We start from the raw sequence: 17,276 nt of genomic DNA on the forward strand, positions 1-17,276 counted from the left end.
TTATTAGTTAAAACTAATAACTCTTTTTATTTATTTGTTTCCAAAATATCTTTCTAATAACCCTTTAAATGCTTTTCCATGTCTAGCTTCATCTTTAGCCATTTCATGCACTGTATCATGAATAGCGTCAAATCCTAATTGTTTTGCTCTTTTAGCAATATCAAATTTTCCACTTGTAGCTCCATATTCTGCTTCCACTCTTCTTCTTAAATTTTCTTCACTTGAATCAGTAACTACCTCGCCTAATAATTCAGCAAATTTTGCTGCATGCTCTGCTTCTTCAAAAGCTATCCTTTTATATGCTTCTGCAATTTCTGGATATCCTTCTCTATCTGCTACTCTTGCCATTGCAAGGTACATTCCTACTTCTGTACATTCACCTTCAAAATTAGCTCTTAAGCCAGATATAATCTCTTCATCACCACAAGCTAATCCTTCTCCTAATTTATGTTCAGTAGCCCATATTAATTCTTCGCCTTCTTTAATTTCAACAAATTTATCTTTTGTTGCTTTACAAACTGGACATACTTCTACTCCTTCTTCTAATATTTCTCCACATACACTACATCTAAATTTTTTCATAAATTTCATCCTCCTTTTATGTTTTTATTTCATTTTTGTAATAATTACAGAATAATAATATCAATTTTTCTTATATTTGTCAATATTTTTTTAATAAAATAAAAAAGCTATCGACATTAATCGATAGCTAAAATTTTATATTTTTTTTATTGTATTTTCTACTCTTTTTAAAGTTCTTTCTTTACCTATTACAGCAATTATTCCATATAATTCTGGTCCTCTACCCTCTCCAGTAAGTATTGCTCTAAGAGGCATAAGAACTTTACCTGGTCCTTCTCCTAATTCTTCCATTATTTCATTAAGAATTTCTTTTGCTCTATCTTCTGAGATATTTTCAGATTCCATTTTAATTTTTTCTACAAATAAATTAATTGCTTTTTTTCCTACCTCATCTTCTAGTGCTTTAAGAACTCTTTCTACTGATTTTCTCTCTTTTCTGTTCATTTCTTCTGTTACAACTGGTAATTCAAAATTATCTTCATAATATATTTTTGATTTTGTAGCTAACTCTTTTAGAGTTGTAGCTCCATCTCTAAGTATTTCAATAACTCTTCTTAACGCTTTATATTCTTTATCTGTTAATTCTTTATTAATATATCCTATTTCCTCAAAATATGGTTTAGCAAGTTCTACTAATTCATCTAAATTTTTTAATTTCATATGTTGATTATTTACCCAACCTAACTTAACTAGATCAAATACAGGCCCACCAAGAGATATTTTATCAAAATCAAAACTTTCTACCATTTCATCAAAAGTAAAAATTTCTTTATTATTTCCTATACTATATCCCATAAGACCTAAGAAATTTAATATAGCTTCTTTTAAATATCCTTCTTCTTTATAATAATTCAATGAAACAGGATTTTTTCTTTTCGATATTTTAGTTTTATCTTGATTTCTAAGAAGTGGCATATGTACCCATACAGGTTCTTCCCATCCAAAGGCTTTATATAATTGAATATGTTTTGGTGTTGATGCTATCCATTCTTCTGCTCTTATTACATGAGTTATTCCCATTAAATGGTCATCTACTACATTAGCTAAATGATAAGTAGGAAATCCATCTGATTTTAATAAAACTTGATCATCAATTTTATTATTTTCAAATTTTACTTCTCCTCTAAGTACGTCTTTAACTATTGTATCACCTTCATAAGGCATCTTTAATCTTATTACATATTTTTCTCCATTAGCTAATCTTGTTTCTATCTCCTCTTTTGATAATGATCTACAATGTCCATCATACCCTGGAGCTTTCCCCATAGCTTTTTGTCTTTCTCTTAAATTCTCTAGTCTTTCAGGAGTACAAAAACAATAATATGCCATTCCTTTATCAACTAATTCTTTTGCATATCTCGAATATAATTCAAATCTTTCTGATTGTCTATATGGTCCAAATTCTCCTCCTACATCTGGTCCCTCATCATAGTTAAGTCCTAGCCATTTTAATGAATCAAATATTTGTTGTTCCGACTCTTTAGTTGATCTAGTTTGATCTGTATCCTCTATTCTTAATAAAAATTTTCCATTATTATGTCTAGCAAATGCTAAATTAAATAATGCTATATATGCTGTTCCAACATGTGGATCTCCTGTTGGTGACGGTGCTATTCTTACTCTAACTTCTTTTGACATTTTTCCTCCTCTATAATTAAAACTATTCTATTATTATTTTATCTTTTTTAAATTTTATTTTGTTTATTATTATATCTAAATTTAAATCCTCAGCTTTAAAAAAAGGATTTAATCTTTCTTTAAATGATTCAACAATAAATTTTGGTACTGCTATTACTCCAACTTTTCCTTTTTTTATATCAAAATATATTTCATTATTTTGAATATAAAATGTACCTATAAGAGTAATCTTAAATATTCCACTTAGTACATTCGCTTTACCTTCAATAAGAATATTATTATTTTGTGTTTGTATTTTTATCTCTTTTATATCATTATTTCTTTCTAAAAATGCTTTTTCTAAATCTTTTGTGAGTAATTCTAATTTATTTTGTTGTTTTTCTTTATGATCATATATTATTATTTTATTAAATCTAACTTTATCATATACTAATCCTGTAATTTCGATTCCTTCTTTTATATCTGATATACCTTCTATTTTTTCTATTTTTTCAGATTTAAAAATTTTATCAAAATAATACCCTATATTATGATCTGCAAAAGTTGAAAATGAAATTGCTAGATAAAGTATCACACCAAATTTTTTCATAATTAGTTCCCTCACATTATTTTTTTATCATATATTCTCTTATCCCTATGTTTTCTACTTCATATTTCTCTTTATCTATTTTATAATCTTCTAATAGATTTTCAAAACTAAGTATTTTATAATTTTCTTTTAATCGAGACTTTCCTAAACCTGATATATAAAAATACGATTCATTACCTCTATTTTCAGCTGCCTTATTCATTAAAGAATTTAATTCTTTATAATTTAAATTTAAAATTATAAATTTTTCTTTAGTAAACATTTCATTAACTTCTGCTACAGTATAAAGTCCTTTTTTTATACCTTTTAATAATGATTTTTTAGGGAATATAACTGCATCTGTTTTGTAGGATTTCATTAATTTATCTGCTAAATCATCTAAAAATGGTACTTCATCACTTAAATATATTTCATAAGGATTAAATGTATTATCTGTATATCCTATTATTAAGCTATTTTCATTTTTTATCCTTACATCTGTCCAATTAATATAATTTCTAAAATCTCTGTCATAACCAAATTTTTCTGGTTTTAAAATATTTTCTCTTTTTAAAAGAGTAGCTGTTTTTAGTTTAAAGCCTATTTTATCTATACTTTGATTATCTTCTTGTTCATCATATTTAAAATCTAATACACTTATTCCATAAGTTGGTATTAAATAAGTATTATTTATCTTTTCTACTCCAAAATCATAAAGGTTTAATCTGCTTTCAAATAATCCTGTTATTTGAGGGAAATCTTGGATTATACTTACATTTTCTTCTCTTTCTAAATCTGTAACTACAAATAAAAAATCTACATTATCTTCTAGCATATACATAAGATTTTGAAGTTCTCTTTTATAACTAAGAGTTCCTTTTATATCTTCTTCATATATATTTGTTATTCCTACTACACATACTATATAGTCTTCCATTTTCATAAGTTGATATGGAAGAACATCTTTAGCTATTATATTTAAGGTAGACATTTTTATCTGTGTAGGATCTATTTTATCTCTCCATAAAAATTCTTGTTTCCCTAAAAAATTAAAATTAAAATTTGTTGTTTTATAAAAATTTAGCATTATATCATTTTTTTCAAGATATTCTGTCATATTATTTCCAACATTAATTTTTATTACATTATCATATTGCATCTCTTTTTCTTTTGTAATAGTATCTATTGCTATTTTTAAGGAATCTAATTTCTTATACTCTCCATTCAAAGCTCCCATTGAAATAATACTAAAGTTTACTGTACGTGCAAAGGTATTTATTGAAAATATCATAATAATAAAAATTACTAAATATTTTTTCATAGTCATACTCCTTATTTTTTTATCCATTTTAAATAAGCATTAATAAACCCGTCTATTTCTCCATCCATTACTGCTTGAATATTTCCTATTTCAAAATTAGTTCTATGATCTTTTACCATAGTATATGGTTGAAATACATATGATCTAATTTGATTTCCCCAACCTATCTCTGCTTGTTCTCCTTGTATTTTTCGCATTTTTTCTTCTTGTTTTTTTAATTCTATCTCTAATAATTTTGATTTTAATACTTTCATAGCTGTTTCTCTATTTTTAAGTTGGGAACGTTCTTTTTGACAAGTAACTATAACACCAGTTGGTATATGGGTTATTCTTACAGCTGAATCCGTCATATTTACATGCTGTCCACCTGCTCCACTTGCTCTATATGTGTCTATTTTTAAATCACTTGGGTTTATTTCTACATCTATATTATCGTCTACTTCTGGAATTACTTCAATAGATGCAAATGATGTATGACGTTTTTTATTAGCATCAAAAGGTGAAATTCTTACAAGTCTATGAATTCCTTTCTCACATTTTAAATATCCGTATGCAAGAGCTCCTTCTACTGAAAAAGTAATATATTTATATCCTGCGCCATCACCTTCTAAAGAATCTAATATTTCTATCTTATAATTTTTTTTATTACACCATCTACTATACAGTCTATAAAGCATTTCTACCCAATCACAAGCTTCTGTTCCACCTGCTCCCGAATGAATTGTAACAATAGCATTACTATTATCGTACTCACCATCAAGAAGAAGTGAAGTTCCAAATTCTTCTATGTATTTAGATAATTTTTTAAACTTAATATTTAGTTCTTCTTCGAATTCTTCTTCTCCAGATTCAAAAAATTCTATAAGGACCTCTATTTCTTCATATAAATTAACTATATCTTCAAATTTTTTTACTATAAGTTTTAAACTATTTAACTTTTTTATTGTCTCTTCACTTTTCTTTTTATCATTCCAAAAATCATTAGAATATGTAAGTTGCTCCAACTCTGATATTTTTGCTTTTTTATTATCTAAGTCAAAGATGCCCCCTGTGCTCTTCTAATATTTTGCTAAAATTTTCCATTTCTCTTTTTATCTCTAATATATCCATTCTGCACTCCTTTAATAATCAGTTTCACCAATTGTATATACTTCATCATTTAATGAATTTAAAAAAATTTTACCATTTTCAAGTTTTATGTTGTCATAATTTTCTACACTATTAAAATTCGTATTTTTTATAAAACCATTTAAAAAATCTTGTAGCACTTTATTCTCAGTTGTTACTACTACAAAATCATTTATATTTATTAAATATATTTTTTTATATAAAAGAGGGATTTCATACATTTTATATTTTTTTAAGTCTATAAATTCTATTTTTTTATTAAAAAACAATATTTTTTCATATATTTTTTTTATGATTTGTTCACTATTTAAATAATTATCTTTTTTAAAGAAAAAATATGTTCCATTTAAATATTTTATTTTTCCCGCCATATTTAAATCAAAATCAAATAATTCATTTTCAACATAAAATTCTGATAACTGTTTTTCTATCTCATTTTGCATATATTTTGTATTTCTTCCCATTTCAATAGATTCAAATTGTGGTGGTATAATATTTTCTAAATTATATTCTTTTAATATATTTGTTTTTTCACCTGGAATATAATATCTATTTATTTCACCGTTTTCCAATAAAAATTTTGATTTTGCTACACTTACTTTATCCTCTATTATTTCATCTTTTTCTATATAATATTTATATTTTGTATCTTTTTCTTCATAATTCATAAGTTTCTTAAAACTCTTTTTATCTTTTAAAAATTTTTCATTTTTTGTATCTATCATCCAAAAAAATAAGTTCATATCATCAGAAAAAATCAAATAATTATCATCATATCCATAAATATATGGTTTATCACCTAAAGAATATTTTATAGTCATCCCATTAAACGTCTCTGTTTCAAATTCATTAGATTCTATAAGTTTTTTGTCTAATCCTATCATATTAACTAAAATAATAAATTTTAATTTTTCTCCATCATTTAAAAAAACTACACTATATTCTTTATTTTCTATTACTTTTTCAATATCTATATTTTTAAAATTTTTATTTTTCTTCAAAATATCTATCTCATTTTCAAAATTCTTATCTAAAATATTAAAAATATTTTCTGTTTTAGAATAAAAATAAAAATAACTATTTTCTGGAAAAATATTTGCTCCAAAATTTTCTGCAAATGCAATTGTAGCTATAACAAAAAAAAGAAAAATTTTTTTCATACATTAACTCCTTAGTTTTTTTGAGTTTTTTTATTTATCAAAATAATTTTTTTTTAGCTCTTAATTTTTTGAATTTTTCTATATATTTTCAAAAAATCATCTATTGATTATACCATAACAGCTTAGTTTTTTCAATTATTTATACTCTCTGCTTAATTATTTATAATCAAACATTTTTACTCTTTTAATTATATTTTTTACTTCTTCTACTGTTACTTTTGGTATATGGGTATTATTTATATATACATTTGGTCCGATTGCACATTTAGCAAAACAATTTTGTATTTGAAGAGTTATTCCGTCTGAGGTAGTTTCTCCTACATCTATTTTTAATTGTTTTTTAAATTCTTCTAAGATAAATTCACTACCATTTGCACTACATCTAGCTCCTTTACATACTCTAATTAATACACTATTTTTAGTATCATCTTTTAATAAATCACTTTTTGATATGCATTCTTTTATCTCAATTAAAGGTATTTCTGTTTTTTCTGATATAAAATTTTGTACTTCATTTGGTAAATATCCATACTCAATTTGTGCCATATATAATATATCTTCAAGACCTTTTCTTTTATCTTTTATGCCTTTTATATAAAATTCTATATCATTTAATACTCTTTTTGATATTTTCATTTTTTCCCCCTTTTTTAATTATATTTTATAAATTTATTCTTTACTTATTACTATAGCAGTTGCAATAGCAACTTTTCTATTATGAGAAATTGTTATCATTATATCTATATTATCGTATTTTTCTTTTAATTTATTTCTTAAATTTACATATGGTTTACCTAATTTGTCATTTAATATCTCTATATCTGTTAATGAAAATTTTATTCCGGTACCAAATGCTTTTGCTACTGATTCTTTTGCTGCAAATCTACCTGCATATGATGCAAAAGGCGATGATTTTTTTTCTACTATTTCTATTTCTTTTTCTGAAAAAACTTTTTCTTTAAATTTTTTAGTCCTTTTTATTGCTTTTTCTACTCTTTCTATCTCTATTATATCATTTCCAATTCCTAATATTTTCATTTTTTCTCCATTTTCTGAAATATATCTATTTTTACATCTATTGTTATCTCTAGTTCATTTATTTTTTCTAATCTTTTTACTGCCTCTTTTTTAGTTTTCCACTTATATGGTGTCATATTAAATAAATTCATTATTTCTTGATTACTAGTCAATTTCTTATTATAATTTACTTTTTTAGTTTCTTTATGTATAAAATAATCTTTTGCCTCATCAACTATATCAACACTTTCTATTTTTACTTTGTCATATAACACTTTTTTTAATTCGATTAAGTGCATATCATCTGTTGATACAACTATAAGATAACCATTTTTTGATAAGAGTCTAAAATTTTCTTCTGGAATAAATCTACTAAACATAACTAATGAAATATCTATACTATTATCTAAAAAAGGCAAATTTAAGGCGCTTGCTACCACCCAATTAATATTTTTATATGTCTTCGCTGCTAAATTTATAGCTTCTTTTGATATATCTATACCACAAATTTCACTATTAGGTATTTTTTCTTTGATTTTACTAGTATAATATCCTTCACCACAACCAATATCTATTATTTTCATTTTTTTATTATTTGTTAACTTTAATATTATTTCATTAACACTTTTTGAAATCTCTTCATAAATATCTGTATTTAAAAAATTCCTTCTCGCTATTACCATTTCTTTGTCATCACCAGGAGTTTTACTTCTTTTTTTATTTGAAATAAGCAAGTTTAAATACCCTGATTTTGCCATATCAAATGTATGATTATTTTTACATTTATAGCTTTTATCTATTTTATCTATTTTTTGATTACATATTGGACAAATAAACATTTTAATCCTCTATTCTATATATTTTTTTTGCATTATTAGTTGTTACTTTTATTACTTCATCTATGCTTATATTTTTTAATTCTGCTATTTTTTCAGCAACATATTTTACATAAGTTGGTTTATTTCTTTTTCCTCTAAAAGGTGTCGGAGTAAGATATGGTGCATCTGTTTCTATTACTAATCTTTCAAGTGGTATTTTTTTTACTACTTCTTGTGTTTTCTTGTTATTTTTAAATGTTACAACTCCATTTATCCCAAAATAAAACCTATCTATAACACTTTTTGCTGTTTCATAACTTCCTGGATAACAATGAATTATTCCTGTTATGTTCTTTTTAGATTTTAAAATATCTATAGTATCTTTCATAGCTTCTCTTGTGTGTATAACTACTGGCTTATTAATTTCTTCTGCTAATTCTAGTTGTTTTAAAAAAGCTATCTTTTGTTTTTCTACTTCATCTTTCATCCAGTAATAATCAAGTCCTATTTCTCCAATAGCTAATACTTTATTATTTTTTTTAGCTATTTCATATATTTGTTTTAATGATTCTTCATTCATTTTTGAAATATCTGTAGGATGAAATCCTACTGTTGCATAAACAAAATCATATTTATTTGCTATATCTACACTTATTTTAGAACTTTCTAAATCATATCCTATATTCACTATAAATTCTAGTTCTTTTTTTGCCTCTGCTAATACTTCTTCTATATCATTTTTATATTTTTCACCATATATATGACAATGTGTATCTACTAATTTCAATTTATACCTCCATATTTAATTTTATTCTTAAATTATTAATATTTCTAAAAATTTTTTAATAATATAAATTAAAAATAAGTCCTTTAATTTTAAAGGACTTGCAATTTTTAGGTTTTATCTTAGATTATTTATCTAAATCTTTTTCTAGCATTTCTACTACATTTTTAAAAATTTTTTTATTTTCATCAGATAAACCCATTAGTGTTTTATGTGCTTCTAATATATGTTTTGCTTTTTCTGATTTATCATCAAAATCTTTATTTTCAAGCTCTTTTAATTCGACTTCTTGTTTTATATCATCAAGATGTTTCATTAAATTGTATACACCTGTTGATTTTAAACTTGTTTTAACCATATTTGATGAATTTATTTCATATAAAAATTGATTCCATTCTTTTTTCAATCTAATAGCTGTTTTAGCAATAAGTCCTAACATTGTACTATCCATATAATTACATTCTTCAAAATCTAAAACTATCTCTTTTTTTTCTCCAGTAAATATATTATTAAATACCTCTTCTAAGGTTTTACTATTTTTCATAGTTGCATTTCCCACAAATTTTATAAAAATTTCATTATTATACTCTCCAATTAAATATTTATTTTCTTTTATATCAGTACTCATAATCCAACCTCCCACCATTTAATTTTATTCTTAATTTATTATAACATACTTTTTTTGGATAAGTAAAATAATTTTAATAAAAAACTATCGAATTTTATCGATAGTTTCAATTTTTAATTATTTTTTAATATTAATTCAAAATCTTCTTTTGTATAACTATATTTTGTTTTACAAAAATGGCATTCTACTTCTATATCTTCCTGTGATTCTAATAATTTTTTTATTTCATCTTTTCCAAGTGATACTATTCCTCTAAAAAATTTTTCTTTATTACAATCACAAGTATAATTTACTTCTATTGTATCTAATATTTTATATTCTTCAACTAAGTCATTTGGATTTTCACTATTCATATCTTCATAAAGAAGTTTTGCTATTCTTTCTGGATCCATTCCACCATTCATAAGTTCTGTTACACTTTTTATTGCTTTAATTTTTTCTTCTAATTTTGTAATAAACCCCTCTTCTGCTCCTGGTAAAAGCTGGATTATATATCCTCCTGCATGTTTTATACTCATATCTTTATCTACAAACACTCCAAGTGCTACTACTGAAGGTATTTGTTCTGATGTAAAATAATAATAAGCAATATCTTCTGCTATTTCTCCTGTTTGAATTGGTGAAACACCTATATATGGTTCTTTCCCACCTATATCTTTTATTACTTTTAAAAATCCTTTTCCTATATATCCACCTACATCAAGTTTTCCATTAGTTTTTCTTTTTATTACTTCTTTATCATTTGCTATATATCCTTTTACATTTCCCTTGTTATCCGCTGTTGCAATTAATTGTTTTGCTGGACCATCACTATCTATTCTTAATGTAACACTTCCATTAGATACTTTTATTTCTTGCCCCATCATAAGAGCGGCTGTTAATACTCTCCCAAGTGCTGCTGTAGCAGTTGGTGAACTATTATGTATTTTAACTGATTTTTGAACTACATCTGTAGAATCTATTACCATAAATCTTGCATTTTTACTAATTCCTCTAATTAGTTTTCCCATTTTTTCCTCCTAAAAAAAATAAAACACCAATAGGTGTTTTTAATTTTAAATGGTACCGAGAGTGGGACTTGAACCCACAAGGAGCAAGCTCCGTCAGATTTTGAGTCTGATGCGTCTACCAATTTCGCCATCCCGGCATCTATCATATGCAAAAATTATTTTAGCACACTAATCTTCTTTTGTCAATATAGTTACTTTAGAAATTATATACATTAACAACAATTTTAAATAATACAATATTTTTTCATTTTTTTTGAAAAATAATTAAACATTTATAACAAACACTCTTATTAACTTAAATTTATTTATTAATCCAAAAAAATATTGACAATTTAAATATTTAATGTTAATATTATCTCATTAAACTTTGATTATCAAATTAAAAGTGTGTGGAGGTATTTGAATGAAAAAATATTGTTTGTTTTAACTTTTGTAATATCAAGTATTATTTTTGCTAAAAATGAAGTGAATGTCTATACTCATAGACATTATGACTCTGATCAATCTTTATTTCAAAAATTTGAAAAAGAGACTGGTATAAAAGTCAATGTTGTTAATGCAAGTGCTGATGAGCTTATTAAAAAATTAGAATTAGAAGGAAAAAGAACTCCTGCAGACATATTAATTACAGTAGATGCTGCTAGATTGCATAGAGCAAAATCAAAAAATTTGTTACAGCCCGTTATAAGTGAATCTCTAATAAAAAACGTTCCTTCACATTTAAGAGATAAAGATTCTTATTGGTATGGTCTTACTTATAGAGCTAGAGTTATTGTATATGATCCTAATAAAACAAATATAAATGATTTGTCCACTTATGAAGATTTAGCTAATCCAAAATGGAAGGGTAAAATCTTAACTAGATCTTCTTCAAATGCTTATAATCAATCTTTAATAGCTTCTATAATAGCTCATAACGGCGAAGAAAAGACTTTTGAATGGGCAAAAGGAATAGTTAATAATTTTGCAAGAACTCCTAAAGGAAATGATAGAGATCAAGCTAAAGCTGTTTTAGCTAATGAAGGTGAATTAGCTATAATGAATACTTATTATATAGGAAAAATGTATAATTCATCAAATGAATTAGAAAGAAAAGTAGCTAGAACTTTAAAAATATTTTTCCCAAATCAAAATGGAAGAGGTGCACATATTAACGTAAGTGGTATCGGTGTAACTAAATATTCCAAAAATAAAGAAAATGCTATTAAATTTATTGAATTTTTAACAAGCGAAGCAGCTCAAAAAGATTTTGCAGAAGCTAATTATGAATATCCTGTAAATCCAAATGTTGAAGCTTCTAAACTTGTAAAATCTTGGGGTAGTTTTAAAGCAGATACATTAAATTTATCAATTCTTGGTGAATTAAACGAAAATGCTGTTAAAATAGCTGATCGTGCTGGGTGGAAATAATGAAAAGTTTTAATAAATTCTCCAGAAATCAAACTTTTGATTTCTGGAATTTCCTTACTATTATCTCAACTTTTATAATTATTTTACCTTTATTATATATAGTTGTTAATATTTTTACCAAAACTAGTAACAATTTTTATCATATAATAAATAATTTGTTGTTTGACTACATAAAAAACACCTTTATTTTAAGCCTTTTTAGTAGTCTTTTTTCAGCTATTATTGGATATACTCTTGCATATTTTACTGTTTTTTATGATTTTAGATACAGAAAATTATTTGATATACTATTTATATTACCACTTGCGATTCCTACTTATATTGCAGGATATGTATATGGAGAACTTTTTTCTTTTACAGGATTGTTCAAAGGAAAAATTGATATTATGAATATATATGGAGGAATATTTATATTTTCAATATTTTTAGCTCCTTATGTATATATTATTTCAAAATCTTATTTATCAAAAATATCTTCAAATATAATAGAAAATGCAAAAATTTTAGGGAAAAATGATTTACACATATTTCTTAACGTATTACTACCTATGTCTAGAATAGCTTTAGTTTCTAGTGTTAGTTTAGTAACCTTAGAGATTATAAATGCTTATGGTGTTGTAAAATATTTTGGAATAAATACATTTAGCATTGGTATATTTAGAACTTGGTTTTCTCTTGGAGACAGTAATAGTGCTATAAAACTAGCTGCATTTCTTATGTTTACTACTTTTATAGTCTTAAGTTTAGAGAAAAATTTTAGAAAACATAAAAATTATTCTTATATAAATTCTAAAATAAAATCTATTAAAAGAAAAAAACTATCAAAATCACATGAATTTATCATAACCATATTTTCTTTACTATATATAATTATTGGATTTATCTTTCCTATTATTCAACTTGTATATTTTAGTATGCTTACTTATAAAATGATGCTTAATTATGAAACTTTTTTGTTAATATTTAAAACCTTTATATTAACTGCAATTTCTTCTTTAATTACTCTAATAATAGCTTTGATAATATCAAATAATGCTCGATTATCTAAAAATAAATTTTCTGGAATTTTAGCTAGAATTTCAAGTATTGGTTATTCTATTCCTGGAGCTGTTATAGCTATAGGTGTACTTATGCTATTTATTACTATAGATAATTTTTTTGATACATATTTTAGTATGAGTTTTATTGTGCTTATTCTAGCTTATATTATTAGATTTTTAGGTGTTGGATATAATACTATTAATACAAGTTTTTTAAAAATCGGATTAAAGTTTCATGAATCTGCTAGAACACTCGGTAAATCTAAAATATATACTTTTTTTAAAATAGATTTTCCTATGATAAAATCTTCTATTTTTTCTGCATACATACTTATTTTTATTGAAATAATCAAAGAATTACCTCTTACATTAATTTTAAGGCCCTTTAATTTTGATACTTTGTCAACAATAACAAAAAAATATGTAGAAGACGAAATGATTTATCATTCTGGTATTCCTTCATTAATTATAGTATTTATATGTTTTTTAGGAATAATTTACTTTAATATATTAAATAAAAACAGGAGAAATTAAAATGGAATATATAAAATTAGAAAATATAAGTTTTAAATATGGCAAAAAAATTATTCTAGACAATATATCTTTTTCTATAAAAAAAGGAGAAGTTTTAGCAATTTTAGGAGAAAGTGGAAGTGGAAAATCTACTATTCTAAGAATTATTTCCGGTCTTGAAACTCCTAAAACAGGTAAAATTACTATTGATAATCATATTATTTTTAATAAAAATATAAATTTCCCTCCCGAAAAAAGAAATTTAGGTATGGTTTTTCAAGATTATGCTCTTTTCCCTCATTTAAACATAGAAAAAAATATAACTTTTGGTATTTCTCATTTTAACAAAAAAACAAAAAAAATAATTTTAAATAAAATGCTAAAACTAGTAAAATTAGAAGAACATAGTAAAAAATATCCTCATGAACTTAGTGGTGGTCAACAACAAAGAATAGCTATTGCTCGTACATTAGCTACTAATCCAAAATTACTTTTATTAGATGAGCCTTTTTCAAATTTAGATGCTAATCTACAAAGTAGTATAAGAAAAGAAATAAAATCAATTATTGATATAGAAAAGACTACTACAATTTTTGTCACTCATAATAAAGAAGATGCTCTTGAAATAGCTGATAGAGTAGTGATTATAAAAGATGGTAAAATTATACAGATCGATACTCCAGAAAATATTATTTCCAATCCAAAATCTTCATATGTAAAACATCTATTTCATTATTAAAAAAACTCTAAAATCAAAATTGATTTTAGAGTTTTTTTAATTATTTTTTTTCTTTAAATAATCTTCTATTGCAGCTTTTATTGCATCTTCTGCAAGTACAGAACAATGCATTTTTTGAGGTGGAAGTCCATCTAGAGCTTCTGCTACAGCTTTATTTGTCACTTCTAATGCTTCGCTTACTTTTTTTCCTAATATCATTTCTGTAGATATTGAAGAAGTTGCTATGGCTGAAGCACATCCAAAAGTTCTAAATTTTACATCTTTTATTATATCATCTTCTATTCTTAAAAAAATTTCCATCATATCTCCACATGATGCATTTCCTATTTTACCATATCCATCTGGATTTTCAATAACTCCTACATTTCTTGGATTCATAAAGTGATCCATTACTTTTTCTGAATATTGCATCTATTTTCAACTCCTTTTAATTATTTTTAAATTCATTCCATAATGGTGACATCATTCTAAGTCTTTCAATTATTGGCGGTAATTCATTTATTACATAATCAATCTCTTCTTTAGTATTATATCTTCCAATACTAAATCTTATTGTTCCATGTGCAAATTCTTCTTCTATTCCCATTCCAAGCAATACATGAGATGCATGTAAATCTTCACTTGAGCAAGCCGAACCGCTACTTACAGCTATTCCTTTAAAGTCTAAACTAAGTAATATAGATTCTCCTTCAAGATATTTAAAAGTAACACTTGAAGTACCTGGTAATCTATCTACCTCTTTTGAATTAATTACAATTTCTGGAATTTTTTCTATTATTTTTTCCTCAAAATAATCTCTCAACTCTTTTTCTTTTTTATATTCTTCCTTTATATTTTTAAAAGCTACTTCTAAAGCTTTTGCCATTCCTACTATCGCAGCTACATTTGATGTTCCTGGTCTAAGTCCTTTTTCTTGTCCTCCACCAGTTATAAATTTGGCCATTCTTGTTCCTTTTTTTATATAAAGAGCGCCTACTCCTTTAGGTCCATAAAATTTATGAGCTGAAAAACTCATTAAATCTATATTATAATCTTTTGGCGAAAACTTGAGTTTTCCTACTGTTTGTACAGCATCTACATGAAATAATATTCTATGTCCTTTTGCAATTTGACCTATTTCTTTTAATGGCTGAATAGTCCCAACTTCATTATTCGCATGCATTACAGATATCAACACAGTATCTTTCCTAATAGATTTTTTTAATTGTTCTAAATCCACTAATCCATTTTTATCTACTTTTAAAAAAGTTACTTCATATCCTAGTTTTTCTAAATCTTTAGCTGTATTTCTTACTGATGGATGTTCTATCTCTGATACTATTATATGTTTTCCTCTTCTTTCAAAAGCTCTTACTACTCCTCGTATTCCTATATTATTAGCTTCTGTTCCTGAAGCTGTAAAAATAAGTTCATCTGCTTCAATTTTTAATAAATTTGCTATAGTTTCTCTAGCTTCTCTTAGAGCTTTCCCTGTCTCTTGTCCAAATCTATGCATACTGTGTGAGTTTCCATAATACTCTGTAAGATATGGTACCATAGCTTCAAATGCTTCTTTACACAATTTTGTTGTTGCATTATTATCTAAATATACTTTCATAACTCTCCACACCTTTTTATTTTTTTTATTCTTTTTTATTTATTTTAAAATTCACTTTATAATATATTTTTTTATAAAATTTGTCAAGAATTTTTATTAATGATTTAACCTAATATATTAACTAACAACCCCTGTATTCCATCTATTTTTGACATTACAAAAAATGCTTCTTCTTGTTGCTTTAAAAAAGCTAAGGTTAATTCTTCTAATTCTTTATCTATTTTATCTACTGTTACAAATATTTTTTGCTCTCTTCCACTTCTTTTTAGCCCCATTTTATTATCAACTTTATACATCTTTTTCATAGCTAATACTAAAAATGCTTTTACTTTATTTTTATAATTAGTTAAATTTTTAAGATTTGGATTTCTAGCCAACTCTTCTCCTAAAACTTTTATATCTTCTAAATTATCACTTAATTCTCCTTTAATCAAATCTACTTCAACTTCATTTAATTTATCTAAAAAAGGACTATGATTTATATCTAAATCTCTTTTTTCTACTCTAGTAGTAGTTTGTGAATCACTTATCTTTTTTTTATCTTTTTTCCTGCTGCTTAATAAACCTTTAGATTTTGAAATTGCTCTTGATATTCTTGACATACTTATCTAAATCTCCTTGTAAAATTTATTATACAACTTTTTTAAATATTTTTCAATAAAATATTTTAATGGCAATGCTTTGATAATCAAATATTTTTTTTGCAATACTCATTTATACCGCACTTATTACACTCTGCTTTTCTAGCTTTACAGATAGCTCGCCCATGTCTGATTAATAAATTTGGATAATCAAACCAATATTTCTTAGGCACCCATTTCATAAGCTCTCTTTCTATTATTATAGGATTGTTAGTTTTCACAAATCCTATTCTATTTGATAATCTTTTTACATGAGTATCTACAACTATACCTTCTGGTTCTTTAGTAATATCTCCCATTACTACATTTGCTGTTTTTCTTCCTACCCCAGCCAAATTTATCAAATCATCCATATTCATTGGTACTTTCCCATCATATTTTTCTATTATATCTATACTACATTGTTTTATATTTTTTGCTTTATTTCTATAAAATCCTGTACTTTTTATAAGTTTCTCTATTTCTTCTACTTCCATATTTGCAAATCCTTCAGGAGTATTTACAATCTTATACATCTCTTTTGTTACCATATTTACTCTTTTATCTGTACATTGCGCAGAAAGTATTACAGCTATTAAAAGTTCAAAAGGAGTATTGTAATTTAACATTACTTTCGACTCTCCATACTCCTTTTTCAATATAGCTATTATATTTTCCAATCTTTCTCTTCTGTTCATAATAT

19 protein-coding genes and 1 tRNA gene are annotated in these 17,276 nt (G+C 24.9%); 3 read left to right on the forward strand and 17 right to left on the reverse strand.

The window, feature by feature from the left end; all coding sequences use genetic code 11:
* Positions 1-30: 30 nt before the first annotated feature.
* From EV215_RS05570 to EV215_RS05630, 13 genes are all read right to left on the reverse strand, one after another.
* Entirely contained in the window at positions 31-582 is a 552-nt protein-coding gene (locus tag EV215_RS05570; RefSeq protein ID WP_134113013.1) for a ferritin family protein, read from the reverse strand.
* Positions 583-717: 135 nt separating this feature from the next.
* Positions 718-2,220 carry a glutamate--tRNA ligase gene (gltX, locus tag EV215_RS05575; protein ID WP_134113014.1) on the reverse strand — a complete coding sequence of 501 codons (1,503 nt, stop codon included), beginning with the start codon at positions 2,218-2,220 and terminating at the stop codon, positions 718-720.
* Between the two features lie 22 nt (positions 2,221-2,242).
* On the reverse strand, positions 2,243-2,809 hold the full coding sequence (locus EV215_RS05580; RefSeq protein WP_134113015.1) for a hypothetical protein: 567 nt from the start codon (positions 2,807-2,809) through the stop codon (positions 2,243-2,245).
* Positions 2,810-2,825: 16 nt separating this feature from the next.
* Complete coding sequence (locus EV215_RS05585) at positions 2,826-4,109, reverse strand: hypothetical protein (RefSeq protein ID WP_134113016.1); 1,284 nt, start codon at positions 4,107-4,109, stop codon at positions 2,826-2,828.
* Between the two features lie 11 nt (positions 4,110-4,120).
* Positions 4,121-5,219, reverse strand: a protein-coding gene (prfB, locus tag EV215_RS05590; protein WP_166667360.1) for a peptide chain release factor 2 whose coding sequence is annotated in 2 segments (ribosomal slippage) — positions 4,121-5,146 and positions 5,148-5,219 — 1,098 coding nt in all. Because the reading frame shifts where the segments join, the coding sequence is not laid out codon by codon here.
* Positions 5,220-5,230: 11 nt separating this feature from the next.
* Positions 5,231-6,397 carry a hypothetical protein gene (locus tag EV215_RS05595; RefSeq protein ID WP_134113018.1) on the reverse strand — a complete coding sequence of 389 codons (1,167 nt, stop codon included), beginning with the start codon at positions 6,395-6,397 and terminating at the stop codon, positions 5,231-5,233.
* A 156-nt stretch (positions 6,398-6,553) separates the two neighbouring features.
* Positions 6,554-7,033, reverse strand: a complete 480-nt coding sequence (locus EV215_RS05600; RefSeq protein ID WP_134113019.1) for an NADH-quinone oxidoreductase subunit NuoE family protein — start codon at positions 7,031-7,033, stop codon at positions 6,554-6,556.
* Between the two features lie 33 nt (positions 7,034-7,066).
* On the reverse strand, positions 7,067-7,435 hold the full coding sequence (gene acpS / locus EV215_RS05605; RefSeq protein WP_134113020.1) for a holo-ACP synthase: 369 nt from the start codon (positions 7,433-7,435) through the stop codon (positions 7,067-7,069).
* On the reverse strand, positions 7,432-8,253 hold the full coding sequence (locus tag EV215_RS05610; protein WP_134113021.1) for a putative RNA methyltransferase: 822 nt from the start codon (positions 8,251-8,253) through the stop codon (positions 7,432-7,434). Before EV215_RS05610 ends, acpS begins: the two co-directional genes overlap by 4 nt.
* Before the next feature lies 1 nt (position 8,254).
* On the reverse strand, positions 8,255-9,019 hold the full coding sequence (locus EV215_RS05615) for a TatD family hydrolase (protein ID WP_134113022.1): 765 nt from the start codon (positions 9,017-9,019) through the stop codon (positions 8,255-8,257).
* Between the two features lie 124 nt (positions 9,020-9,143).
* Positions 9,144-9,644 (reverse strand): STAS domain-containing protein, encoded by a 501-nt coding sequence (locus tag EV215_RS05620; protein WP_134113023.1) that lies wholly within the window; start codon positions 9,642-9,644, stop codon positions 9,144-9,146.
* Positions 9,645-9,757: 113 nt separating this feature from the next.
* On the reverse strand, positions 9,758-10,654 hold the full coding sequence (gene hslO, locus EV215_RS05625) for an Hsp33 family molecular chaperone HslO (protein ID WP_134113024.1): 897 nt from the start codon (positions 10,652-10,654) through the stop codon (positions 9,758-9,760).
* A 50-nt stretch (positions 10,655-10,704) separates the two neighbouring features.
* Positions 10,705-10,791: transfer RNA gene (locus EV215_RS05630), tRNA-Leu, on the reverse strand.
* 262 nt (positions 10,792-11,053) lie between these two features.
* Here EV215_RS05630 and EV215_RS05635 point away from each other — a divergent pair.
* The 3 genes from EV215_RS05635 (at position 11,054) to EV215_RS05645 (ending at position 14,356) form a co-directional block, all read left to right on the forward strand.
* Positions 11,054-12,064: a Fe(3+) ABC transporter substrate-binding protein gene (locus EV215_RS05635; RefSeq protein WP_166667361.1), complete on the forward strand. Its 1,011-nt coding sequence runs from the start codon at positions 11,054-11,056 to the stop codon at positions 12,062-12,064.
* 158 nt (positions 12,065-12,222) lie between these two features.
* The gene (locus EV215_RS05640) at positions 12,223-13,638 is read left to right on the forward strand and encodes an ABC transporter permease (RefSeq protein ID WP_166667362.1); all 1,416 of its coding nucleotides are present in this window, start codon (positions 12,223-12,225) and stop codon (positions 13,636-13,638) included.
* Position 13,639: 1 nt separating this feature from the next.
* Positions 13,640-14,356 (forward strand): ABC transporter ATP-binding protein, encoded by a 717-nt coding sequence (locus EV215_RS05645; protein ID WP_134113027.1) that lies wholly within the window; start codon positions 13,640-13,642, stop codon positions 14,354-14,356.
* A gap of 36 nt (positions 14,357-14,392) precedes the next feature.
* Here EV215_RS05645 and nifU read toward each other — a convergent pair whose 3' ends face one another.
* The 4 genes from nifU to nth form a co-directional block, all read right to left on the reverse strand.
* Positions 14,393-14,767 carry a Fe-S cluster assembly scaffold protein NifU gene (gene nifU / locus EV215_RS05650; RefSeq protein WP_134113028.1) on the reverse strand — a complete coding sequence of 125 codons (375 nt, stop codon included), beginning with the start codon at positions 14,765-14,767 and terminating at the stop codon, positions 14,393-14,395.
* Between the two features lie 16 nt (positions 14,768-14,783).
* Complete coding sequence (locus EV215_RS05655; protein ID WP_134113029.1) at positions 14,784-15,953, reverse strand: cysteine desulfurase family protein; 1,170 nt, start codon at positions 15,951-15,953, stop codon at positions 14,784-14,786.
* A gap of 104 nt (positions 15,954-16,057) precedes the next feature.
* A complete protein-coding gene (locus EV215_RS05660; protein WP_134113030.1) occupies positions 16,058-16,555 on the reverse strand; it encodes a YaaR family protein in 498 nt (165 codons plus the stop codon).
* 86 nt (positions 16,556-16,641) lie between these two features.
* Positions 16,642-17,271: an endonuclease III gene (gene nth / locus EV215_RS05665; protein WP_134113031.1), complete on the reverse strand. Its 630-nt coding sequence runs from the start codon at positions 17,269-17,271 to the stop codon at positions 16,642-16,644.
* Between the last annotated feature and the right edge of the window lie 5 nt (positions 17,272-17,276).

Source organism: Hypnocyclicus thermotrophus (assembly GCF_004365575.1).
In the GTDB taxonomy this organism is placed as follows: Bacteria; Fusobacteriota; Fusobacteriia; order Fusobacteriales; family Fusobacteriaceae; genus Hypnocyclicus; species Hypnocyclicus thermotrophus.